Source organism: Kosakonia sp. PSU_27 (assembly GCF_039409795.1).
In the GTDB taxonomy this organism is placed as follows: Bacteria; Pseudomonadota; Gammaproteobacteria; order Enterobacterales; family Enterobacteriaceae; genus Kosakonia.
This window is the reverse complement of the sequence record NZ_JBCIVK010000004.1, coordinates 386,776-408,521: the sequence shown is the minus strand read 5'-3', so window position 1 is coordinate 408,521 and position 21,746 is coordinate 386,776. Positions and strand designations below refer to the sequence as shown.

23 protein-coding genes are annotated in these 21,746 nt (G+C 50.1%); 16 read left to right on the top strand and 7 right to left on the bottom strand.

Annotated features, from left to right (window positions below):
- Positions 1–35 precede the first annotated feature (35 nt).
- From AAIG26_RS12095 to AAIG26_RS12080, 4 genes are read left to right on the top strand one after another with little or no spacing between them, the layout of a single operon-like run.
- Positions 36–773, top strand: coding sequence for an outer membrane lipoprotein-sorting protein (locus AAIG26_RS12095; RefSeq protein ID WP_343180330.1), 738 nt, complete (start codon positions 36–38; stop codon positions 771–773).
- Positions 774–790: 17 nt separating this feature from the next.
- On the top strand, positions 791–2,158 hold the full coding sequence (locus AAIG26_RS12090; protein WP_343179912.1) for a hypothetical protein: 1,368 nt from the start codon (positions 791–793) through the stop codon (positions 2,156–2,158).
- 11 nt (positions 2,159–2,169) lie between these two features.
- On the top strand, positions 2,170–3,096 hold the full coding sequence (locus tag AAIG26_RS12085; protein WP_343179911.1) for an ACP S-malonyltransferase: 927 nt from the start codon (positions 2,170–2,172) through the stop codon (positions 3,094–3,096).
- Positions 3,097–3,112: 16 nt separating this feature from the next.
- Entirely contained in the window at positions 3,113–4,114 is a 1,002-nt protein-coding gene (locus AAIG26_RS12080) for a hypothetical protein (RefSeq protein WP_343179910.1), read from the top strand.
- A 64-nt stretch (positions 4,115–4,178) separates the two neighbouring features.
- Here AAIG26_RS12080 and AAIG26_RS12075 read toward each other — a convergent pair whose 3' ends face one another.
- The gene (locus tag AAIG26_RS12075) at positions 4,179–4,772 is read right to left on the bottom strand and encodes a hypothetical protein (RefSeq protein WP_343179909.1); all 594 of its coding nucleotides are present in this window, start codon (positions 4,770–4,772) and stop codon (positions 4,179–4,181) included.
- Positions 4,773–5,162: 390 nt separating this feature from the next.
- On the opposite strand from AAIG26_RS12075, the gene AAIG26_RS12070 reads away from it, so the two are divergent.
- Together AAIG26_RS12070 and AAIG26_RS12065 are read left to right on the top strand one after the other, a co-directional pair.
- Entirely contained in the window at positions 5,163–6,545 is a 1,383-nt protein-coding gene (locus tag AAIG26_RS12070) for a diguanylate cyclase (RefSeq protein ID WP_020457302.1), read from the top strand.
- Positions 6,546–6,796: 251 nt separating this feature from the next.
- A complete protein-coding gene (locus AAIG26_RS12065; protein WP_343179908.1) occupies positions 6,797–7,531 on the top strand; it encodes a YnfC family lipoprotein in 735 nt (244 codons plus the stop codon).
- A 56-nt stretch (positions 7,532–7,587) separates the two neighbouring features.
- On the opposite strand, the gene AAIG26_RS12060 is transcribed toward AAIG26_RS12065, so the two are convergent.
- Positions 7,588–8,370, bottom strand: coding sequence for an SDR family oxidoreductase (locus AAIG26_RS12060; protein ID WP_160270813.1), 783 nt, complete (start codon positions 8,368–8,370; stop codon positions 7,588–7,590).
- A gap of 133 nt (positions 8,371–8,503) precedes the next feature.
- Entirely contained in the window at positions 8,504–8,950 is a 447-nt protein-coding gene (locus tag AAIG26_RS12055; RefSeq protein ID WP_020457305.1) for a helix-turn-helix domain-containing protein, read from the bottom strand.
- Between the two features lie 152 nt (positions 8,951–9,102).
- Here AAIG26_RS12055 and agp point away from each other — a divergent pair, with 152 nt between their 5' ends.
- Positions 9,103–10,341, top strand: a complete 1,239-nt coding sequence (gene agp, locus AAIG26_RS12050; RefSeq protein ID WP_343179907.1) for a bifunctional glucose-1-phosphatase/inositol phosphatase — start codon at positions 9,103–9,105, stop codon at positions 10,339–10,341.
- A 42-nt stretch (positions 10,342–10,383) separates the two neighbouring features.
- Here agp and AAIG26_RS12045 read toward each other — a convergent pair whose 3' ends face one another.
- Together AAIG26_RS12045 and wrbA are read right to left on the bottom strand one after the other, a co-directional pair.
- Positions 10,384–10,611: a YccJ family protein gene (locus AAIG26_RS12045; protein WP_017456265.1), complete on the bottom strand. Its 228-nt coding sequence runs from the start codon at positions 10,609–10,611 to the stop codon at positions 10,384–10,386.
- Positions 10,612–10,631: 20 nt separating this feature from the next.
- Positions 10,632–11,228 (bottom strand): NAD(P)H:quinone oxidoreductase, encoded by a 597-nt coding sequence (gene wrbA, locus AAIG26_RS12040; RefSeq protein ID WP_020457307.1) that lies wholly within the window; start codon positions 11,226–11,228, stop codon positions 10,632–10,634.
- 393 nt (positions 11,229–11,621) lie between these two features.
- Here wrbA and AAIG26_RS12035 point away from each other — a divergent pair, with 393 nt between their 5' ends.
- The 3 genes from AAIG26_RS12035 to rutR all read left to right on the top strand — a co-directional run bounded on the left by AAIG26_RS12035 (position 11,622) and on the right by rutR (position 13,512).
- Entirely contained in the window at positions 11,622–11,798 is a 177-nt protein-coding gene (locus AAIG26_RS12035; RefSeq protein WP_020457308.1) for a general stress protein, read from the top strand.
- Positions 11,799–11,929: 131 nt separating this feature from the next.
- Positions 11,930–12,850: a DMT family transporter gene (locus AAIG26_RS12030; RefSeq protein WP_343179906.1), complete on the top strand. Its 921-nt coding sequence runs from the start codon at positions 11,930–11,932 to the stop codon at positions 12,848–12,850.
- A 23-nt stretch (positions 12,851–12,873) separates the two neighbouring features.
- Positions 12,874–13,512 carry an HTH-type transcriptional regulator RutR gene (gene rutR, locus AAIG26_RS12025; protein ID WP_020457310.1) on the top strand — a complete coding sequence of 213 codons (639 nt, stop codon included), beginning with the start codon at positions 12,874–12,876 and terminating at the stop codon, positions 13,510–13,512.
- Here the strand turns inward: rutR and AAIG26_RS12020 are convergent.
- Together AAIG26_RS12020 and AAIG26_RS12015 are read right to left on the bottom strand one after the other, a co-directional pair.
- Positions 13,509–13,904 (bottom strand): lysozyme inhibitor LprI family protein, encoded by a 396-nt coding sequence (locus AAIG26_RS12020; protein ID WP_045506835.1) that lies wholly within the window; start codon positions 13,902–13,904, stop codon positions 13,509–13,511. The two genes, rutR and AAIG26_RS12020, sit on opposite strands and share 4 nt — an antisense overlap.
- A 63-nt stretch (positions 13,905–13,967) precedes the next feature.
- Positions 13,968–14,519 carry a nucleotidyltransferase family protein gene (locus AAIG26_RS12015; protein ID WP_343179904.1) on the bottom strand — a complete coding sequence of 184 codons (552 nt, stop codon included), beginning with the start codon at positions 14,517–14,519 and terminating at the stop codon, positions 13,968–13,970.
- Between the two features lie 422 nt (positions 14,520–14,941).
- On the opposite strand from AAIG26_RS12015, the gene AAIG26_RS12010 reads away from it, so the two are divergent.
- The 6 genes from AAIG26_RS12010 to AAIG26_RS11985 all read left to right on the top strand — a co-directional run bounded on the left by AAIG26_RS12010 (position 14,942) and on the right by AAIG26_RS11985 (position 21,722).
- Positions 14,942–15,925: an autoinducer 2 ABC transporter substrate-binding protein gene (locus tag AAIG26_RS12010; protein WP_017456273.1), complete on the top strand. Its 984-nt coding sequence runs from the start codon at positions 14,942–14,944 to the stop codon at positions 15,923–15,925.
- Positions 15,926–16,032: 107 nt separating this feature from the next.
- A complete protein-coding gene (locus AAIG26_RS12005) occupies positions 16,033–17,532 on the top strand; it encodes a sugar ABC transporter ATP-binding protein (protein ID WP_045506843.1) in 1,500 nt (499 codons plus the stop codon).
- Positions 17,525–18,514, top strand: coding sequence for an ABC transporter permease (locus tag AAIG26_RS12000; RefSeq protein WP_097407818.1), 990 nt, complete (start codon positions 17,525–17,527; stop codon positions 18,512–18,514). The genes AAIG26_RS12005 and AAIG26_RS12000 overlap by 8 nt, the downstream gene beginning before the upstream one ends.
- 1 nt (position 18,515) lies before the next feature.
- Positions 18,516–19,469: an ABC transporter permease gene (locus AAIG26_RS11995; RefSeq protein ID WP_020457315.1), complete on the top strand. Its 954-nt coding sequence runs from the start codon at positions 18,516–18,518 to the stop codon at positions 19,467–19,469.
- 16 nt (positions 19,470–19,485) lie between these two features.
- Positions 19,486–21,123, top strand: coding sequence for an FGGY-family carbohydrate kinase (locus tag AAIG26_RS11990; protein WP_343179903.1), 1,638 nt, complete (start codon positions 19,486–19,488; stop codon positions 21,121–21,123).
- Positions 21,120–21,722 (top strand): SIS domain-containing protein, encoded by a 603-nt coding sequence (locus tag AAIG26_RS11985; protein ID WP_045506850.1) that lies wholly within the window; start codon positions 21,120–21,122, stop codon positions 21,720–21,722. The genes AAIG26_RS11990 and AAIG26_RS11985 overlap by 4 nt, the downstream gene beginning before the upstream one ends.
- The last annotated feature ends 24 nt before the right edge of the window (positions 21,723–21,746 follow it).

Genomic DNA, 21,746 nt, shown 5'->3' with positions numbered 1-21,746 from the left:
CTAGTTTTCGAACCATTATTGTGTCTGTTATTTTTATGATGGCAAATGCCAGTGCGATAGCTGCGGTCGGTGCGCTGGATATTATTCGGCGAGCTGACGAAATTCGCTCACCCAATAAACCTTTTCGATATACCGTTACAGTGCTTGAGTACAAAGATGGTGTAGAAAAAGAAGAAAATAAACAGATCCTTGATATCTCGATGCGATTTATGAAGCCTGAAAAAGGAATGCCGGCTGATGCTCGCTCATTAGCTCGGTTTATTTATCCGCCAAGGGATAAGGGTAATATCATGCTATCTGATTGGTATGATCTTTGGTTTTATACGCCAACCCTTCGACGTCCTATACCTATATCGAGAGAACAAAGATTGGTCGGACAGATTTCAAATGGTGACGTAATCGTGACCAACTTTGAATATTCCTATAGCGCAACGCTGACGGGAGATAGGCCCTGCGGGGAATCGATCTGCTACGAACTCGTCTTACTGCGTAAATCGGATGCAGTGACATACCCAAAAATTATCTATCTGGTTGAAAAAGATAATTATCACCCATATCAGGCATCTTATTATTCGATGGACGATAGACTGCTTAAAACAGTCCAGTACCAAAATTTTCAAATGGTACTGGGGGAAATGCGACCAATGAAAATCATTGTGCGAGATGCAAAGCATAGTAAAGGTTATTCTGTTATGGAGTACAACGATGTCAGGTTCGAGTCTTTACCGGAATCTAACTTTACCCGGGAATATATCCAGCGAGGTGTTAAGTGAGTTGCCGCATAAATCTGGTGACTTTGTCATTAATATTGTTACCTGTTAGTCTCTTTGCAAATTGTCTTTCTGGTTCAGATATACAAAAAAATGCTGATGTCACGCTATCGTTACAAGGCTCTTATACAAAAAAGAAACCATCGATATGGAATATTGAAGGTAAGAACGCCTATGTAAAAGATAATGTTAATAATAGCGCAGGTGTGAAATTCAGCAGTGATTGTTCGCTTATTGAGGAACGGCTTAATTTAGATCTATCACTTTATGGATTAACTTATTATCCATGGCAAGCGCCTGGTAAGTTTGATAAGGATAACCATCGTTCACGAATGCTACTTAATCAGGTTAAACTTACGTTTATAGCCTCTGACAACATTCGTCTGGAAGTCGGTAAGCTCAGAGATAAACCGGGTATTTTCTTTCTTAAATCGCCATCGGCTCTGCTAACTAATTACTATGCGGGATTCAAAAATGACCGCCTTTATACTCCGGCAATGAAATCGGTTTATGCTGAATCATTTTGGGGAGCGAGCCTTATTCATGATACAAGGGATTACGGTCTGGCTTTCACTGTCGCACCTCGATTAGCACGAATAAATAAGCGCTATGAGTCGTCAGGCAATTGGTCTGCTGATCAACGCTCTAATTCCAGTGAACGCTATCTGTTAAGTTATACAGAATATCGTCTTAAAAATCATACGCCGTCAATTAATGTGATGTCAGGAGAATCTCGCTCTGTTGCTTTAGCTGACAGCTTTAATTACACACCACAATGGATTATCAATGCCGAGATTGCCTTGCACTCATCCCAGCAATGGCGGCATTTTTCACAGCAAAGGGCTGCTGCGGTGCAAAATTACGCTTTCCCTTCTTCGCTCTATGCCACCGAAAATAAACAGGGTATTGAGCTGGCGATAGGGGGGCAGTACACAACCGATAACTTTAGTTTGTTTGGCATGGAATACTACTTTCAAAGCGAAGGATATTCTGCACGTGAGTGGTACCAGCAAATGAATTTTGTCGATTACCTCAATACCAAAAATCAGTATGCTGTATTAGATCAGGTGTTTGACGCGTATAAATACCTTATGGGGGCAGAAATTAGTAATGTTGCAAATAAAGGAAACCTACAGGGAAAACACTACATTAATGCGTATGCAAGTTTAGCATTCAAAGGTGGCTCTAGCCTGCAACCTTATATTATTACCAATATGATGGATTACAGTTCGTTAGTAGGTGTGCACTACTCAACACCGCTTAATTATTTTGACGGAAAAGTGGAAGGTTATGCTGGTATGTTTTCAGCATTTGGCTCAAGAGATGCTGAATTCTCCCACTTTGGTAGAACGATTGGTTTGTATCTGGGGTTTGAATATCATTTATAAGGATATTATCTATGGATTTAAATAAGACTTCACAGCCTGTTGTTTTTCTTTTTGCTGGCCAGGGTAATCCTGTTATCGGTATGGGGGCAGATTTATGGAATATAAATCAAACAACATGTGCTATCTGGGATTGCGCCAGTGATATTTCGGGTATGGATATTAGGCGATTATGTCTAAAAGGACCAATGAATCGCTTGATACAGACTACGGTGCAACAAATTGCTGTAACCGCGATGAATATAACGCTCTACACCCTTTGTAAAGACAAACTTGGGGACATGCGCGTTACAGGTTCATGCGGGCATAGTGTCGGAGAATATAGCGCTCTTTATGCTGCCGGAGCAGTAACACTGGAAAATTTGTTCCGCCTGATCCATCTTCGTTCGCAGGTGATGGATGAGGTTAGTAAAAAATACAAAGGCTATATGTTGGCGGTAAAAGGCATAGATAATACCGCTCTCAGTCAAATGATTAATGAATCTGAGCTACCAATCGATATCAGTTGTGATAATAGCCACCGGCAGCAAGTGGTTGGCGGAACGATAGATGCTCTTAATGAGTTCTCACGTCAGCTCCGTGCTGCTGGCCATGAGCCTGTGAAGCTTGGCGTAAGCGGTGCCTGGCACACGCGTTTGATGGCCGAAGGCGTACCCTTAATGCGCAAATATCTGTCTGACGCTGAAATTTGCCCACCCCAGCACGATGTCGTCATGAATGTGACGGGGAGGGCAGAAACTGAACCAGTAAAGATCAAAGAAAACCTCTCCTTGCATTTGACACATACTGTTAAATGGGCGGATTCCATGTCGCTTTTTTTAGGAAATAAAAGACCGACCTTATTTATCGAAATTAGCAATAAAGCTTATCTTGGGAAAGTATTAATGGATTTTGTAAACTTTAAACCTGAGATGACATTGCATTGCAGGGGATTATTTTAAATATAATGGTGCTATTGTGATTCCAGACTATCTCAAATTTATACGCATTCAGGACAAAAAAATACTGCCGTTTCTCTTCGTTGTCGTTTTTATTATGATTGGTTTTTATTGGAAAAATAATGGCTATAAGTTTAATCAGAATGACACTTATTATCTCAGCGGTATTATAGGTATTTTATTCTTTAACTCAATTTATGAACTTAAAGCTTTTTGGGCATACAAATGCGTTACAAAAGCAATTGACTTTTCTTTTTTTTCTGGGAGTAAACTTAGCAAAACAGAAGCATCGTTTTCTCACCCATTTATTGCCAGTATTTTATTTACTGTCGTTTTTTGGTTAATCATATGGAGCAGTTTTTTAGTTCATCCAGCAATGTATGTACTGATTCCTTTGCTGGCAATTTCACCGATTTTTATTTACGGTGTGTTTCGGAACTTAAGGACCAGTTATATTAAGCAGGTAGCAACAGCAGCGGTTAAAAAGGTGAAGTATAGACACCTTTATCGCTATATTTTTGCCTATCTTTTACTTGGTGTCGCTTTAAATTTGCTGACGATTTCGCCTTTGAAACATGAGGCGGATTTTTCGCAGCGGGCAGGCGTTTTCTCTGCCAGGGTAGTGATCGCAATGTTTATTGCGTGTTGTATTGTTTTGACGATGAATCTGCTTTTTACACTGTTGTCGAAACGTTATATCTTTCTCGGTAGGCTGTTTTTAAAAGAAATTGATTTTTACTTTTCAGTTTCATTGCCATGGCCTGCATTCTATGACAAACCTTTTTGGTTGAGAATTCTTCTGTTACTGCTCATAGAGTTTGTATGGATCATTTTCGTTAGTATGCTGCTGGCATGGTCCGGATGGCAAATCTGGTTTGAGATCTATTTTCTGATCTGTTTTTTACCTTGCATTGGCTTTAACTATTTGCACGTTTATGCGCTTTGGCATCGGGATTTTCTGATGGCGTGTGACATGTACTTCCGTTGGGGGACGATCGACAAACAGACTCATCTCTGGTGATAGAAATAAACCGCCTGTAGCATCAATATCACTACAGGCGGTAATAATCTTTTGCTTGCATGTTTTAAAAGCTGTAATCCAGTTCTCTTATACTGGTAGGTGAGGTGAAAAACGTTGATGATTCTTCAAGTAGTTTATCCCTTATCAGAAGTAGGTCACTTATTTTTTTCCCTCCCAATTTTTTGCACGCCTTGTTGCGGTAAGCGTAAACTCTTTTTGGCGGTATATTGAGTGTTTTAGCTATCAGGTGGATGTTTTTGCCTTTTAGTGATTCTTTGAGAATAATATTCTCGATATCACTGAGGTCACTCTCTTTGATCGAAAGTTCTTTTTTCTTCTTTGCCATAGCTCTAATAGCTCGACTTATTTCAAGAAGCGAGTCCCTGGATTTGATGACCAGATCAGCATCATTAATCACAATATCTCTCGCTGCACCTAAAATAACCAGTAATTTACAGACTTTATTAAGCGGTGAGATTGCTTTCGCATAGGTGCTGTTCTTTACATCCAGATGAAGGATTACGACGTCATCAGGTGTTAGTTGGTTAGTAAGAGAGGAATCTAACTCATGTGCAACTATGTCCCATCCCTTCGACTTGGCTAATGAAATAATTCCATTCTGGAAATAAACATCGTCACTGATCGTATAAATCTTCATGTGTTTGCTCGATATCGTATTGAATAATTCGGGAGATAATTCCTGGATTATAGGTAGTCAGGAGAGGAACCTGTAATTAAATAATCTTAAATAAGACCTTGTAATAAGATAAGGTTAGTTACAGGGTGGATTGTAATTGCGTATTTGCAGTCTATACTTCTTGGGTGCATTACTTGATTTTGTTCTTTTAAATGATTGAGATGTTAGTGATGCATTTCAGGTAATGTTTATTTTTTTATCTTGTCGATCGTTTTTTTCTTGACATATTATTTCGTTTTTTAAAAAAGACTGGAGAACATTCAACGTTTGTTGTGAGTTTCCGGCTTGCGATATTCAGCACACTGATGAGGGCAAGCAGAGAGCGCGTTAACTATCGTAAGGGTTTAAGTAATGGAAAATTATCTTAAATTGATTAAAAGCGAGTGGACTCATCTCATTGATAAAACAGATGAACGTATTCGTTTTTTAGTTGCAGAAGTTGGCAAAACGCATGCGCATATTCTGAGCCAGGAATTCTACCGTATCGTTCTGATTGACCCTCATGCGGAGGAGTTCCTTTCCAATGATCAAGTAGAAAGACGCCTTAAAAGTGCGCTGGAGACGTGGATTATCGATGTGTTGACTTGCCAGGTCGATGATATCGATAAGGTTATCGCCGTTCAGCAACACGTTGCTTCCATACATGCGCGCATTGGTATTTCGGTTGAAATCGTCGAAATGGGCTTCCGGGTTCTTAAAAAAATACTCTTTCCGGTGATCAATTCGTCAACTCACAGCCCAGCAGAGAAACTTGAAGTTTACCATTACGCCATTAACAGTATTGATCTTGCCATGGAAGTGATGTCACGAGCTTTTACCTTTACTGAACACAATTCTGCGAAAGAAGATGAGAATTATCGCATATTCACTTTGCTTGAGAACGCAGAAGAAGAGAAGGAACGTCAGACCGCTGCGTTGCTAAGCTGGGAAATTGATCTTATCTACAAAATCATTTTGGATGCTGATTTGGGTAATAGCCTGACTTTCAGTCAGTCAGACTTTGGCCTGTGGTTTAACCATAAAGGCCGCCACTATTTTAGCGGTATTGCCGAAGTGGGACATATCTCACGCCTCATTCAGGACCTGGATGAAGTATTCCGCAATACGCGCAATACACCCAGAGCATTAAGTAACCGAACACTGCGCATAAAATTTTTAATTCAAATAAGAAACACCGTTTCGCAGATTATTACCATGTTACGTGAGTTGTTTGAGGAAGTTTCCCGGCATGAAGTCGGAATGGATGTGCTAACTAAACTTCTTAATCGACGCTTCTTGCCCACGATATTTAAACGCGAAATTGCACATGCCAAGCGCATGAATACACCGTTGTCTGTATTAATTATTGACGTTGATAAGTTTAAACAGATTAACGATACATGGGGGCATCATACTGGCGATGAGATTTTACGCAAAGTCTCCAGCGCTTTCTATGATAATGTGCGCAGCAGTGATTATGTTTTTCGTTACGGTGGTGATGAGTTTGTCATTATTTTAACCGAGGCGACGGAGTTTGATACTTTGCGTATTGCTGAGCGCATCCGTAGCCGTGTTGAAAAGATCACGGTTGTTTCGCCTTCTGGGGATAATATTGCATTGTCTCTCTCTATCGGGGCGGCAATGTATAGTGGTCACCCTGATTACGAACGTTTAATTCAGGTCGCTGATGAGGCGCTCTATATTGCAAAAAATAAGGGTCGCAATCGCGTCGAATTATGGAAAGAGCCTGGTTGAATTGTCCGGATGAATTGGCGGTATATTATTTTACGCGTTTAGCACTTCTTTTCGTTTTTTACGAAAAGGTGACGAGGTGTAATTAATCTGTGCTGCCGTACCTGGAGCAGGAATGTTTTTGACGATCATCAACATGCGCGGACATATTAACCGCTTTTTAGCCACTCTGGCTTTTTTGCCTTCAGGTTTTCCTCTTTCTGGTCTTGCTGAATCATCCGCATTTGTTACTCTTTTCACTTTCATGTCAAAGGATGGCAGAAGTGAAAATTTGCTCTTATTTGTTGGCCCTCTCGCTTGGGTTCACCACCACGGTAGCCTGCGCGCAGCAAACCTATATTCCGGTACTGTTAAATCTGTCGACACTGCTCGATTTCAACCCGATCAAAGGACATGTCAAAACCATCGATTCCACTGGAACCGATGATAAAGGCAACGAAGTTTATACTCTCCATGTGGCGTTATCTGCCGAGGGCTGCGTACAGGCGTTACGTCGCGATGGTAAGTCCGATAACAGCCATATGAATTTGGCCCATGAAGGAAAAGCGTTAAAAGGGACATTTAATGGCAAACCTGTCGCTTTTGGGCTGGATGAAAAATGTAATTTAATGAGTCGTGATGATAGTGAGGGGCATCTTGATTATAAAACCAATGCGCAAGGCCTGCTGGGCGAGACAATGCTGCGGACACTAAAAATTGCCGATCATTTCTACGACACTGATGGCAATATCAAAAAGGTGCAATATTACTCTGGCGATCTCGTCGCCTCCTCAACCAGCATTCACTACCCTGATAGCGTCAATAAACCGCTTGATTATACGATGGTCAATGAATCTGCGCTTGATGCCCGGTTTAATTTCACTGCGATGAGTGAATGCCAGTACGACGAAAGGCTAGTTCCGGTTCTTTGTCACTTCAATGTCACCCCGGCAAACTCCGGGGATGCGGAGACGCATATGACGATCGCCACCCGCGCGAGTTTTTACTGAGTAATCAAGCGGAGCCAGCCAGTGGCTCCACTTTATTTACCAACTACCGGTATATGTTAATCGCGCGCGTAGCGTGAGGCAGGTTTACCATTGCGCGAAGCGCTAAACAGCGCCAGCCGCGCTGCTTCCCAGTTATCCCACAGTTGTAAATCCTCGACTGGCGGAATCGTGACCAGTTCTCCCTGGTCAAGACCTGCCAGTGCCGCATCGACCAAATCTTCGCTGGTCATTACCGAGCCTTCGGGTAGCGCATCAAGTGTAATACCGGAATGCCCCCAAATTTCGGTCGCGGTCGCGGCTGGCAGTACGGCCTGAATGCGAAGATTACTTCCGGCAAACTCCTCCTGCAAACCACGGGTGAAATTAAGTACCCAGGCTTTCGTCGCGCTGTAGACCGCGCTGCCTGCACGAGCATGAAAAGCAACGACTGAAGCAATATTAATAATGGTTCCTTGGTTGTTTTCCACAAAACGCGGCAACGCTGCCAGTGTCAGACGCATTAGCGCCGTGGTATTCAGCGTGTTGATGGCTTCGTGTTGATCGGCACCGCTGCTGAGGATAGGGGCAAGATTGGCTGCACCGGCATTGTTCACCAGCAGACTTATCGTCGTATCGTCACGTAAAACCGTTTCAACCTGCTCGATTCCTTCAGCCTTGCTGAGATCGGCAACCAGTGTGCTGATTTTTACGCCATGGCGATGCTGCAAATCGTCGGCAAGTGCTTGTAAGCGATCGCCGCGACGCGCAACCAGCAGCAAGTCGTAACCACGAGCCGCAAAACGGTCGGCATAAATGGCGCCAATCCCTGAAGAGGCGCCGGTAATCAGGGCAGTTGTCATTTTCTCTTACCTCGTTGTTAAATGGTTTTATCATAAAACTAAATTGAGCTTCCGATATTTGGTTTTATAATGCAACCAAATAAGGCGGCAAAAAGTGCGATTTGATAATTGTTTGAGGTAACAGATTGAATTGTCAGAGTTTGGCAGTTCGCAGCCGCACGTCCTCTGGCTGCAACTCACGGCCATCCTCGGCGCGCAGAGCCAGTTTTTGTAAGGGCCGATGCGTTTGGCTATCGACCAGCACGCTGGCGGGCTCATCCTGCCCGAACAACCACTCCTGTCCCCATTGGGAAAGAGCGACAAGCACCGTTTGCAGGGAACGGCCTTTTTCCGTCAACACATACTCCTGCCAGGCGCTGCCGTCAGAGGCTGGTTGCGTGCGCAAAATCCCTTCATCCACCAGCAATTTAAGACGTGCAGTCAGCATGTTTTTGGCAATACCCAGGTTTTTCTGGAATTCGCCAAACCGCGTCACGCCTGCTAGTGCATCACGCACAATGAGTAACGACCACCAGTCGCCAATAATATTCAGTGAACGAGCAACAGGGCAGAAAGTTTCTTCAAAGCGGGTACGTTTCATCGCGGTTCTCCGGTTAGCGGTTTAATTATAAAACCACATCGCGCGGCTTCACACCGCTTTTTGCGCCAGTGCACACTCCGCAGATCTTATGCGAGTGAGATGTCATGAATGTGTCACAATCTAATTTCGGGTAGAAAAATAAGGAAAGCATAATGAAAACGGTTTTTTGGCTTAGCGCACTTGCCGCCACCATGGCACTCCCCGCCGCGATGGCGCAAACGGCACCACAGGGTTATCAGTTACAACAAGTGTTGATCATGAGTCGTCATAACTTACGTGCACCGCTGGCGAATAATGGCAGCGTGCTGGAACAATCAACACCCAACAAATGGCCCGAGTGGGATGTGCCCGGCGGGGAGCTGACCACCAAAGGCGGCGTGCTGGAAGTGTATATGGGGCACTATATGCGCGAATGGCTCGCGGAGCAGAAGCTCATTGCGGCGGGAGAGTGCCCGTCGTCAGAAAGTGTTTACGCCTGGGCTAACAGTCTGCAACGCACTGTCGCGACGGCGCAGTTCTTTATCAATGGCGCGTTTCCTGGCTGTGATGTCCCGGTACATCACCAGGAAAAAATGGGCACCATGGATCCGACCTTTAATCCGGTGATCACGGACGAGTCTGCCGCGTTTGGCCAGCAGGCGGTAAAAGCGATGGAAACTCAGCGCCAGCACTATGCGCTGGCAGAGAGCTATAAACTGCTGGAAAAAATCACCCGCTATCAGCAGTCACCGGCCTGTAAAGAGAAACAACAATGCTCACTGGCAGATAGCACCGATACCTTCAGCGCGAAATATCAGCAGGAGCCGGGTGTTTCCGGGCCACTGAAAGTGGGGAACTCGCTGGTGGATGCGTTCACCTTGCAGTACTACGAAGGGTTCCCTATGGACCGGGTGGCGTGGGGCGAAATCAAAACCGATCAGCAATGGAATATTTTGTCGAAACTGAAAAATAGCTACCAGGATACCTTGTTCACCTCGCCGGAAGTGGCGCGTAACGTGGCAAAACCGCTGGTGAAATACATCGACAAAACGCTGGTGGAAGAGGCTGGCCGGGCGCCAAAACTGACCCTGCTGGTGGGGCATGACTCCAATATCGCCTCGTTGCTCACGGCGCTCGATTTCAAACCTTATCAACTGCATGACCAGAACGAACGTACGCCGATTGGTGGGAAGATCGTTTTCCAGCGCTGGCATGACACGGCGGGTAATCGCGATCTGATGAAGATTGAATATGTTTATCAGAGCCGCGATCAGCTGCGCAAAGCCGAAGCATTAACCCTGAAATCCCCGGCACAGCGTGTCACGCTGGCCTTAAACGGCTGCCCGGTAGATAAAGATGGGTTCTGTCCGATTGATAAGTTCAACGCGGTAATGCGCGACGCGGCGAAATAAGCGAAACGAAGTGCTCCCCCGCAATAGTGGGGGAGCCGGATGCTACACATTTTGCCGTTCTATGGTTTGCTCGCCCCAGAAAAGAGAATCTTTATCGGTTTTTTCAAAGGCGCGCAGCAACACTTCATCGCTGCCTTCCTCCCAGATTTTCTCTGCCAGCTTTTCGTCATAATCGGCGAGTTCGAAGATCGCCTCGGCAATTTCCGGCGACGTATTACGTAAACTTGCCCATTCACCAACGCGATGGGCTTTTGCTTCTTGAGTTGGCATCTCTCTCCTCCTGTGGAAGGTTAACCGTTGAGTTTTACTGCCAGGCCCGCAACGTATTCGCCCTGATAACGGGCAATTGCCAGCTCTTCATCACTGGGCTGTCGGGAACCGTCGGCACCGGCAATGGTTGTTGCGCCATAAGGTGTGCCTCCGCGAACCTGCGTAATATCGAACAACTCCTGGGCAGCGTAGCCAATCGGCACAATCACCATCCCATGATGTGCAAGGGTAGTCCAGGTTGAGGAGATTGTATGTTCCTGGCCGCCGCCGGTGCCGGTGGAGCTGAAGACGCTCGCCAGCTTGCCGTACAACGCGCCCGAGGCCCACAACCCACCAGTCTGATCAAGGAACGTTCGCATCTGTCCGGACATATTGCCGAAGCGCGTCGGAGTACCAAAAATGATGGCGTCGTAGTCAGCCAACTCTTGCGGCGTGGCGACTGGCGCATTTTGCGTCTTACCGCCTGATTTCAAAAATAATTCTGCCGGCATGGTTTCCGGTACGCGTTTGATGACCACATCCGCGCCATTCACTTTTTGCGCACCTTCGGCAACGGCATGCGCCATCGTTTCAATATGTCCATACATTGAATAATAAAGCACCAATACTTTGGCCATTTGCCTCACTCCTTATTTGATGATTTACGGCAGCAGATCGCTGCGTTCTTTTTAAGCGTATGACGTGATAGCCAGAGTGCAAATGAGAGCGCCATTTCTTTGATAAATAACAATTTAAAAAATAAAACTCTGGCACTTACAATTTGTCACATATAAACGCGACAGATTTTTGGCGAGTTAAGAGGAAGTTATCGGTTTCGCTTAGGGAAGGAGGGCTATTGGCAGCGCAAGCTGTTGCAGAATATTACCATTCACTGGCTGAATGCTTTCCTTCCACTAGGCTTAGTTCCACACGGCGCAGATAAAGGCTCTGCCTTTGCACCGTGCGGTGAAAGAATCCTCTTTTACTGAACGCAGTATGATGTCTGATATTTCACTCATCTGGAGGTAAGCATGGCAAACCATCGTGGTGGATCAGGTAACTTTGCTGAAGACCGTGAAAGAGCATCAGCAGCAGGCCGTAAAGGTGGCCAGCAGAGCGGGGGGAATTTCAAAAACGATCCCCAGCGCGCCTCAGAAGCCGGTAAAAAAGGGGGCAAAAATAGCCATGGTAGCCGCAACAGCAGCTAACAATGGCGGCTGGCAGCTCTGACCGGTTGTCAACCACGCCCGCCGCCGGGGAGACCCGGCGGTTTTTTTATTCTTGCACCGTCTGCGAAGCCAACGCACACTAGCGTTTTTCCCCTGTTGCCGGTTGTGATATGTCTCTCTCCCGTTACGCCTTCTCCGTAAAACCTCAGGAAGCGCTGCTGATCCTTATCACCATGTTCTGGGGTGGTACGTTTCTCGCCGTGCAATACGCCGTAACGATGAGCGGGCCGTTTTTCTTCGTTGGCCTGCGCTTTGCCACTGCCGCGCTGGCGGTGGGTATGCTCTCTGTGAATATTCTGCGTGGTTTAACCTGGCTTGAAGTGAAGGCGGGAGTCGTCATCGGCGTTGCTATCGCGCTGGGTTACAGTCTGCAAACCTGGGGGCTTCAGTCTATTTCCAGCAGCAAATCCGCCTTTATTACCGCCATGTATGTGCCTCTGGTGCCGCTATTACAGTGGCTGTGCCTGGGGCGGTTGCCGGGATTCATGTCCTGTGTTGGCATTGCGCTGGCGTTTACCGGCTTGCTGTTGCTCGCCGGGCCGGAGGGGAACATGCTGGCGCTCGGTGAGGGGGAAATAATTACTCTTGCCAGCGCGCTGGCGATTGCCGCCGAAATTATTCTGATCAGTGCCTGGGCCGGAAAAGTCGATGTTCGCCGGGTGACGGTAGTGCAGTTGCTCACCGCATCGCTGGTGTCTTTTACCGCCATGGTGCCTGCCGGAGAAACCATACCGCCACTGACAACAAGTTTGTTACTGGTCGCGCTGGGATTGGGTATTTTTAGCGCCATTATCCAGGTGGTAATGAACTGGGCGCAGCGCAGCGTGTCACCAACCCGCGCCACGGTTATTTATACTGGCGAGCCAGTGTGGGCCGGAATTTTTGGTCGCATTGCTGGCGAGCGCTTACCGCTGTTAGCACTTTTGGGCGGCGCGTTGATTGTGCTTGGCGTGCTGGTGAGTGAGCTGAAGCTGAAAAAGAAAAAAACATCTACTTCCGCCGCCGCAACTGAGGCAGAGCAGGAGTCGTGATAGTGAAGGAGAAGGAGTGAGTGATGGCACAGGATGCAGCGAGTGGCGCGGGCAAACGCAAGCGCGCGGTGAGTGAAAAGCGGCAGGCGATTTTAACCGCAGCACTGGAGCTCTTTTCCCGGCTTGGTTTTCATGGCGCGCGCCTCGAACAGGTAGCGGAGCTGGCGGGCGTATCGAAGACCAATTTGCTTTATTACTACCCGTCGAAAGAGGCGCTTTATATCGCCGTGTTGCGCCAGATCCTCGATATCTGGTTAGCGCCGCTGAAAGCGTTTCGCGAGGATTTCGCACCGCTGGCGGCCATTCGCGAATACATCCGTTTAAAGATGGAAGTTTCGCGCGACCATCCCCAGGCATCAAAACTGTTTTGCCAGGAGATGCTCCAGGGCGCGCCGCTGCTGAAAGCGGAACTGACCGGCAGTTTGAAAACCTTAATTGACGATAAATCGGCGATTATTGCGGGCTGGGTAGCCAGCGGCAAACTCGCCGCTGTCGACCCGCATCATCTTATCTTTATGATTTGGGCCTCAACGCAGCATTACGCCGATTTCGCAACCCAGGTGGAAGCGGTCACCGGCTCGACCCTGCAGGATGAGGCTTTCTTTCAGCGCGCGGTGGAAAACGTTCAGCACATGATCATCGAAGGCATCCGCGTGCGTTAATGGCCCGGCGGTAATGGGCAGCTCAGATCACCTTCGCCACATTGCAGCAGCGATGCCAGCCAGGCTTCACGTTCGTTGGTTTTATCTGTCAGGCACTGGTTTTGCACCATCGGCTGGGCGCTGCCACCTTCCACGCCAGAACTGACAAACGCGCAGTCGCTGTCGCGCAGGGTTATCCAGCTCTGCTGCGCTTTTTTCAGCATCGCCGCTTGCGGCGGCGTCGCGCGTTTAAGCGCGGCCTGGAAGGTTTGATTAAGTTTCTTATCCGCGGCCTGGTATTGACCAGCGGTACAGCTGTTGAGCTGAGATTGTGTGGAGGCGTTATCGCACTCATCGGCCAGAACCGGGCTGCTGAGTAACAGCGCCGCCAGCGCCAGCATACGCGTTTTCATCACTTCCCCTTATTTCGCAAGGCGTTGAACCAGCGCTTTTATTAACATAGCCCTTCGCGAAAGTCACCCGCACAGCTGGAGTTTTGGATAGCGTGTCAGCCAGCGTTTTTGATCAACACGCTGGTCGAAAAGGTGCCGCTTCTCGTGCTGAAAACGGGGTGTCGGTTGCAGACGCAAGCAGAATAAATCCGCCAGCCCAAAAGGGGCGATAATCGCGAGGCGCTCCTCTTTGTCTAAACGTACCGCGACGGCTGTCGCCGTTTCCGGCCAGTGCCACAGGGCTTCGTCAAGCGAGGCGTACGGCGCATCGCCATTACGCGTGTGCATACGCGCCTGATTTTTGACCGACCAGGCAACATCACCCGAGCGCAGACGCAACTGTGCCTCCAGCCCGGCATCGCGTTCAGCGCGCGTGTTCGCAGGCTCATGCCAGATAACATCCACATCTGCGGTATGCGGTCGCGGCGTAAAACCGTGCAATTGATCCCAAACTGCATCGCGTATAAATCCGGCACCAGTCCAGCACCCTTCGTGCGTTGCCTGCACCATTGCCAGTACCGCCATTCGCTGTGAATCGGTACGAAGCAGTGCTTCCAGTTCAGCCGCATAGCGCATCGTGACACTCCGTTATTCATTAAGCCGCAGGGAATACAAGGTTATCGCCACTGCTGGCAGGTGAGTATCGTTTTACGCTGAAAATGTTGCTATTGGCGTTGTTGCCTTGCTCGTTTCAGTTCTCAATTTTAAAAATTTCTGGCGGCTGAGATGCGGTTTTGCCATGTAAAAACATCGGCCACAAAGCTGGAAATGAAAATGTATTGTTAATGCTATGTTTATTTATAGGTTGAATTTAACACTGTTTGCGCTGTTATTGGAGAATCTTCGTGCGTATTTAACTTAGAATTAACAATAGTGGATCGTAAATTTAACTTATTTGGGCGTATATCACATTTTTAAAATTAGCAGTGTTTTGCCTCTTCCCTTCGTTGCTAACCTCCCTTCCGCGACTTTCCTCTGTCCTCAAGAAAGGTACAACTATGAAATTCAAACTCGCATTACTCAGCGCAGCCCTCATTTCTGCCAGCATGGTTTCCGGCCAGGCGTTTGCGGCACAAAAATATGAGATCGCGGTGGTTGCCAAAGTTACCGGTATTCCATGGTTTAACCGCATGGAAACCGGGGTCAACGAAGCGGCGAAAAAACTGGACGTCAATGCGTACCAGACCGGGCCATCAACGCCGGATCCGGCGCAGCAAGTGAAAGTGATTGAAGATCTGATCGCCAAAAACGTCAACGCCATCATCGTGGTGCCGAACGATGCGAAGGTGCTGGAGCCGGTGCTGAAAAAAGCCCGTGACAAAGGCATTGTGGTACTGACGCATGAATCGCCGGATCAGCAAATTGGTCAGTGGGATATCGAAACCATCGACAGCGAAAAATATGCGCAGGCCAACGTCGATGAACTGGCAAAAGATATGGGCGGTAAAGGCGGTTACGCCATTTATGTCGGCTCGCTGACGGTGCCGCTGCACAATGCCTGGGCTGACTACGCGATCAAATATCAAAAAGAGAAATACCCGGATATGTTCGAAGTGACCTCGCGTTTGCCGGTTGCCGAGAGCATCGACAAATCCTATGCCACCACCCTCGATTTAATGAAAACCTACCCGCAAATGAAAGGGGTGATTGGCTTTGGTTCGCTGGGGCCGATTGGCGCCGGGCAAGCCGTACAGAAGAAACGTGCAAAAGACAAACTGGCAGTAGTGGGCATCGCGATGCCGGGCCAGGCCGCGCCGTATCTGATGCGTGGCGACATCAAAAAAGCGCTGCTGTGGGATCCGCGTGACGCCGGTTTCGCGCTGGTGACCGTCGCCGATCAGTTGCTGCAAGGAAAAGAAGTGACGCCCGATCTGACTATCGATGGGTTGGGCAAAGCCGATGTTGATATGAATAAGAAAGTGATCCGTTTTAATAAGATCCTCGAAGTGACCAAAGATAACGCACAATCACTCGGTTTCTGAGCCTTTCAGGCCACACCAGGGAACCGGAATGCCGGCCGTCAGGCCGGCCTCTTCCGCCGCAGATTTTAACCTCGCGCCCATCCCGGGCGCTGGCAGAGGTATTGTCGATGACCGACACCACCGCATTTATCACTCTTGAGAATATCAGCAAGCGATTCCCGGGCGTGCTGGCGCTGGATAATGTGAATTTAACGCTGGAGAAAGGCGAAGTTCACTGTCTGGCGGGGCAAAACGGCTGCGGAAAGAGCACTATCATCAAAGTTATCTCCGGTGTTTATCACCCGGAAAAGGGCGCTAACATCGCGCTCGACGGCAAGCTTTTTCATCAGCTCACGCCGCAGCTTTCAGCGCACTACGGGATTCAGGTTATCTACCAGGATCTGTCGCTGTTTCCTAATTTTAGCGTGGCGGAAAATATCGCCATTCACCGCTACCTCCCCGGAGGCGATATCTGGGTGCGTCGTCGCGCGATGCGAACCCAGGCGCTGGCGGCGATGGCGCGCATTGGCGTGCGCCTCGATCCGGATAAAAAAGTAGAAAAACTCTCTATTGCTGACCGCCAGTTGGTGGCGATTTGCCGCGCGATTGCCGCCGATGCCCGGCTGGTAATTATGGATGAACCCACCGCGTCGCTTACCCGCCAGGAAGTGAATGGCTTGCTGCGCGTGGTCAATGAACTGAAAGCCGCCGGTATTTGCGTGGTGTTTGTCAGCCACCGTCTGGATGAAGTGATGGAAGTGGCCGATCGTATCAGCGTGATGCGCGACGGCAAATTGATTGGTACCTGGCCGGCAAGCGAACTGGATAGCCACGAGCTGGCGTATCTGATGACCGGCCAGCGTTTTCACTACAGCCCGCTGCCGGAAAAACCACCGGTGGATCAATTGCCAATGCTGGAGCTGCGCCATCTCAGCCGCAAAGGTAAATATCGTGATATCAATCTGGCGCTGCGCAGCGGCGAAATCGTGTCGATTGTTGGCCTTTTAGGCGCAGGGCGTACCGAACTGTGCATGAGTCTGTTTGGTATGACCAAACCGGAAGATGGCGAGATCCGCATCAATGGCACGCCGGTGAAACTGCGTAACAACCATGACGCGATTCGTCACGGCATTGGTTATGTGTCAGAAGACCGGCTGACGCAGGGGCTGATCATGGAACAGTCGATTTATGACAACACCATCGTCACGGTGTTCGACAAGCTGCACACGCGCAGCGGGTTGCTTGATCACGCGAAAGCCGGGCAACTGGTGGCCGATCTGATCCGCGAGCTGAATATCAAAGTCTCCGATGCACAGTTGCCGGTGAAAACGCTCTCCGGCGGCAACGCGCAGCGTATCGCCATCGCTAAATGGGTTGCCACGCAGCCGCGCATTCTGATCCTGGATTCGCCCACGGTTGGCGTAGACATCGCCAACAAAGAGGGCATTTACCAGATTGCCCGTCAGCTGGCGGAGCAGGGGATGGCGGTGCTGATGATTTGTGACGAAATCCCGGAGGCTTACTACAACAGCCATCGCGTGCTGGTGATGCGTCAGGGAGAACTGGTGGCCGAATTTAATCCGCACCATTGCACAGAGCAGGAAATTGCCGGGGTGGTCAATGCGTAACACGTCCTTTTCCCGCCTTGTCGGGCAACATGAATTCTGGCTGGGGCTGTTGGTGATCGCGCTGGCGATATTTCTCAGCGTGCGGACCGATGAGTTTCTCTCCCTCGGCAACCTGACAGATGTCGCCACCAGCTACGCCATCCTCGGGATTCTGGCCTGCGGGCTTTTTGTGGTGCTGATTTCCGGCGGCATCGACATTTCGTTTCCGGCGATGACCGCCATTGCCCAATACGCCATGGCCAGTTGGGTGATTGCCCACGGTGGTAATTTCGCGCTGGCGTTAGGGCTGTCGATGGCGGTCGGGCTGCTGCTGGGCCTGGTCAACGGCTTCCTGGTCTACTGGCTGCGCGTGCCTGCCATCATCATTACCATTGCCACGCTGAATGTTTACTACGGCCTGCTGGTGTATGCCACCAAAGGAACGTGGCTGTACGGTTTCCCGGACTGGTTTATGAACGGCATCAACTGGTTCTCGTTCACCGCCGCCGATGGTTACGACTATGGACTGACGCTGCCGCTGCTGTGTCTGGGCGCGACCATCATCCTGACTGCCGTGTTAATGAACTACACCCGGCTGGGCCGCCAGATTTATGCCATGGGCGGCAACCGTGATGCCGCGTCACGCCTTGGGTTGAATCTGCTGAAGCTGCACTTCTACGTCTACGGTTTTATGGGCATTCTCGCAGGCGTCGCGGCCGTAGTGCAGGCGCAAATTACCCAGTCTGTTGCGCCCAACTCGCTGCTGGGGTTTGAGCTGACGGTACTGGCGGCGGTGGTGCTTGGCGGTACCAGCATGTCCGGTGGGCGCGGTACGCTGACCGGTACGCTACTGGGCGTTGTGCTGCTGGCCTTTCTGCAGAACGGCTTAACGCTGCTGGGCGTCTCCTCTTACTGGCACACGGTGTTTAGCGGCGCGATTATTCTGGTGAGTATTAGCGCCACCGCGTGGAACGAAAAACGCAAACTTGCGAGGGAGTTATAAGATGAAATCCATCGTCCGAATTCTGCCCGGTGATGCCATCATCCGCTTGCAATGCGTGATTATCATCGTCGTGGCGCTGGTTTTCTCTGCGCTGCTCGGCAGCCGTTTTTTCAGCATCGCTAACTTCCAGTCGATTGGCTCGCAGTTGCCGATTCTGGGCATGCTGGCGCTGGGCATGGGCATCACCATGCTGACCGGCGGTATTAATCTGTCGATCATTGCCAGTGCGAACGCCTGTTCGCTGGTGATGGCGGCGGTGATTGTCAGCCACCCGGATAACCCGCTGTTCCTGGCGCTGGCGTTACTCGCCGGTCTGCTGGTGGCAGTGGCGATTGGCGCGCTGAACGGTGCGCTGGTGGCGTGGATTGGCGTTTCGCCAATTCTGGCAACCCTTGGCACCATGACGCTGATTTCCGGGCTGAATATTCTGTTCTCAAATGGCACGGTCATCTCCGGTTTTCCGGCGGCTATCCAGTTCCTTGGCAACGCCACACTGCTTGGCATCCCGGTTGCGTTGTTGCTGTTTATTTTTGTTGCGTTGCTGCTGTGGGTGTTACTCGAACACACGACGCTCGGGCGCAGCCTTTATCTGGTTGGTTCAAACGAGCAGGCCACCCGCTACAGCGGTGTGAATACCGTTCGCGTACAGATTTCGGTCTATATCATCTCCGCGCTGTTGGGCTGGGCGGCCGCCATTTTGATGATGGCGAAGTTCAATTCGGCGAAAGCGGGCTACGGTGAGTCTTATCTTCTGGTGACCATTCTGGCGTCGGTGCTGGGCGGCATTAACCCGGACGGCGGTTTTGGCCGTGTGCTGGGGCTGGTGCTGGCGCTGGTGGTACTGCAGATGCTGGAGAGTGGCTTTAATTTGTTGGGTATCAGCAGTTATCTGACGATGGCGCTCTGGGGCGCGGTGCTGATCCTCTTTATCGCATTACAAAATCGAAAAGCCTGAGAGCGGGAGAAAAAGAATGGCGAGCTACTTTATTGGTGTGGATGTTGGCACCGGCAGCGCACGTGCAGGCGTCTTTGATTTGACCGGCAGAATGGTCAGCCAGGCGAGCAGGGCGATTGAAATTTACCGCCCGCAGGCCGACTTTGTGGAGCAATCTTCCGACAATATCTGGCAGGCGGTGTGCAACGCGGTACGCGATGCGGTGAACCAGGCGGACATTAACCCGATTCAGGTTAAAGGCCTCGGTTTTGACGCGACCTGTTCGCTGGTGGTGCTCGACAAAGAGGGCAACCCGCTGACCATTAGTCCTTCCGGGCGCAGTGAGCAGAACATTATCGTGTGGATGGATCACCGTGCTATCTCACAGGCGAACCGTATCAACGCCACGCACCACCGGGTGCTGGATTACGTGGGCGGGATCATCTCGCCGGAGATGCAAACGCCGAAACTGCTGTGGCTAAAACAGCACATGCCGAACACCTGGGCCAATGCCGGGTATTACTTCGACCTGCCGGATTTTCTCACCTGGCGGGCGACCGGCGATGATACCCGTTCACTTTGCTCCACGGTGTGCAAGTGGACATATATGGGCCATGAGGATAAGTGGGACACCAGTTATTTCCGCCAGATTGGCCTTGAGGATTTGCTGGAGCATGATGCAGAGAAAATTGGCCGCTACGTGAAAACCATGGGTGAGCCGCTGGGGCGCGGACTGACGCAGCGCGCAGCAACCGAAATGGGGTTGATGCCCGGCACGGCGGTCAGCGTGTCGATTATCGATGCCCACGCAGGCACGCTGGGAACGCTCGGCGCCAGTGGGCCTTCGGGGGAAATGGCGGATTTCGATCGGCGTATCGCGCTGATTGGCGGTACCTCTACCGGCCATATGGCGATCTCACCGCAGGCACGCTTTATCGGCGGCGTGTGGGGGCCTTACTTCTCGGCAGTGCTGCCGGGTTACTGGCTGAATGAGGGCGGGCAGTCGGCGACCGGGGCATTAATTGACCATATTATCCAGTCCCATCCGTGCTACGAAACGCTGCTCGCCCAGGCAAAAGCGCAAGGGCAAACCATCTATGAAGTGCTGAATGCGCTGCTGCGCAAGATGGCGGGCGAGCCGGAAAACATCGCGTTTTTAACGCGTGATATTCACATTCTGCCGTACTTCCACGGTAACCGTTCGCCGCGTGCGAACCCGACATTAACCGGGGTGATCAGCGGGTTGAAACTGTCGCGTACACCGGAGGATATGGCGTTGCATTATCTGGCGACCATCCAGGCGATTGCCCTCGGGACGCGGCATATTATTGAAACCATGAATCAGAGCGGCTACAGCATCGACACGGTAATGGCGAGCGGCGGTGGCACCAAAAACCCGATCTTTGTTCAGGAGCATGCAAATGCCACCGGTTGCGCGATGTTGCTGCCGGAAGAGAGCGAAGCGATGCTGCTCGGCGGGGCAATGATGGGCACCGTGGCGGCGGGCGTGTTTGACACTTTCCCGGAAGCGATGTCGGCGATGAGCCGCATTGGCAAGACGGTGACGCCGCAGACTAACCGCATCAAGCAGTATTACGATCGCAAATACACCGTCTTCCATGAGATGTACCAGGATCACATGAAATATCGCCAACTGATGCAGGAGGAGGCATGAGCGATAGCTGGCGTCAGGCCTGCGGCGCCTGGCAAATCTATAGCGAAGAGATGGCGGCGTTAAGTCACCATCTTAACGATGCGCTGTGGGATAGGTTAATGGCAGAGCTGCGTGGCTGTCGTGGCAAAATCGCGGTCACCGGCGTAGGAACATCCGGCATTGCGGCACGCAAGATTGCCCATATGCTGGCGTGCGTCGAACGCCCGGCTATCTATCTGAATGCCACGGATGCCGCGCACGGTGATTTGGGGTTTCTCGATCGCCATGATCTGGTGATTATGCTGTCGCGCGGCGGGAATTCCGACGAATTAACGCGGCTGTTGCCAGGGCTTGCGCAAAAGGGCGTGCCGCTGATTAGCGTGACGGAAAACCCGGATTCCGCTATCGCCCAGGCCGCGCGGCTGGTGATTTCCACCGGCGTGCAGCGCGAAATTGATCCGCTTAATATGCTGGCGACCACTTCCATCGTGCTGACGCTGGCGATTTTCGATGCCGCCTGCGCCTGCCTGATGAGCGAAAGTGGTTATTCAAAAGAGACGTTACTGTCGGTACATCCCGGCGGGGATGTCGGTCTGACGCTCAGAAAAAAAGCGCCGTAAGGCGCTTTTTTTGTTACATGCTCA

Excerpts from the sequence above, each read along its gene's own strand:
- AAIG26_RS12045 (WP_017456265.1), bottom strand. The coding sequence starts at position 10,611 with ATGCCAACTCAAGAAGCAAAAGCCCATCGCGTTGGTGAATGGGCAAGT.
- AAIG26_RS12000 (WP_097407818.1), top strand. The coding sequence starts at position 17,525 with ATGCGTAACACGTCCTTTTCCCGCCTTGTCGGGCAACATGAATTCTGG.
- AAIG26_RS12010 (WP_017456273.1), top strand. The coding sequence starts at position 14,942 with ATGAAATTCAAACTCGCATTACTCAGCGCAGCCCTCATTTCTGCCAGC.
- agp (WP_343179907.1), top strand. The coding sequence starts at position 9,103 with ATGAAAACGGTTTTTTGGCTTAGCGCACTTGCCGCCACCATGGCACTC.
- AAIG26_RS12015 (WP_343179904.1), bottom strand. The coding sequence starts at position 14,519 with ATGCGCTATGCGGCTGAACTGGAAGCACTGCTTCGTACCGATTCACAG.
- rutR (WP_020457310.1), top strand. The coding sequence starts at position 12,874 with ATGGCACAGGATGCAGCGAGTGGCGCGGGCAAACGCAAGCGCGCGGTG.
- AAIG26_RS12055 (WP_020457305.1), bottom strand. The coding sequence starts at position 8,950 with ATGAAACGTACCCGCTTTGAAGAAACTTTCTGCCCTGTTGCTCGTTCA.
- AAIG26_RS12095 (WP_343180330.1), top strand. The coding sequence starts at position 36 with ATGATGGCAAATGCCAGTGCGATAGCTGCGGTCGGTGCGCTGGATATT.
- AAIG26_RS12030 (WP_343179906.1), top strand. The coding sequence starts at position 11,930 with ATGTCTCTCTCCCGTTACGCCTTCTCCGTAAAACCTCAGGAAGCGCTG.
- AAIG26_RS12060 (WP_160270813.1), bottom strand. The coding sequence starts at position 8,370 with ATGACAACTGCCCTGATTACCGGCGCCTCTTCAGGGATTGGCGCCATT.
- AAIG26_RS12070 (WP_020457302.1), top strand. The coding sequence starts at position 5,163 with ATGGAAAATTATCTTAAATTGATTAAAAGCGAGTGGACTCATCTCATT.
- AAIG26_RS12085 (WP_343179911.1), top strand. The coding sequence starts at position 2,170 with ATGGATTTAAATAAGACTTCACAGCCTGTTGTTTTTCTTTTTGCTGGC.
- wrbA (WP_020457307.1), bottom strand. The coding sequence starts at position 11,228 with ATGGCCAAAGTATTGGTGCTTTATTATTCAATGTATGGACATATTGAA.
- AAIG26_RS12020 (WP_045506835.1), bottom strand. The coding sequence starts at position 13,904 with ATGAAAACGCGTATGCTGGCGCTGGCGGCGCTGTTACTCAGCAGCCCG.
- AAIG26_RS12065 (WP_343179908.1), top strand. The coding sequence starts at position 6,797 with ATGGCAGAAGTGAAAATTTGCTCTTATTTGTTGGCCCTCTCGCTTGGG.
- AAIG26_RS12035 (WP_020457308.1), top strand. The coding sequence starts at position 11,622 with ATGGCAAACCATCGTGGTGGATCAGGTAACTTTGCTGAAGACCGTGAA.
- AAIG26_RS12075 (WP_343179909.1), bottom strand. The coding sequence starts at position 4,772 with ATGAAGATTTATACGATCAGTGACGATGTTTATTTCCAGAATGGAATT.
- AAIG26_RS12005 (WP_045506843.1), top strand. The coding sequence starts at position 16,033 with ATGACCGACACCACCGCATTTATCACTCTTGAGAATATCAGCAAGCGA.
- AAIG26_RS11995 (WP_020457315.1), top strand. The coding sequence starts at position 18,516 with ATGAAATCCATCGTCCGAATTCTGCCCGGTGATGCCATCATCCGCTTG.
- AAIG26_RS11990 (WP_343179903.1), top strand. The coding sequence starts at position 19,486 with ATGGCGAGCTACTTTATTGGTGTGGATGTTGGCACCGGCAGCGCACGT.
- AAIG26_RS11985 (WP_045506850.1), top strand. The coding sequence starts at position 21,120 with ATGAGCGATAGCTGGCGTCAGGCCTGCGGCGCCTGGCAAATCTATAGC.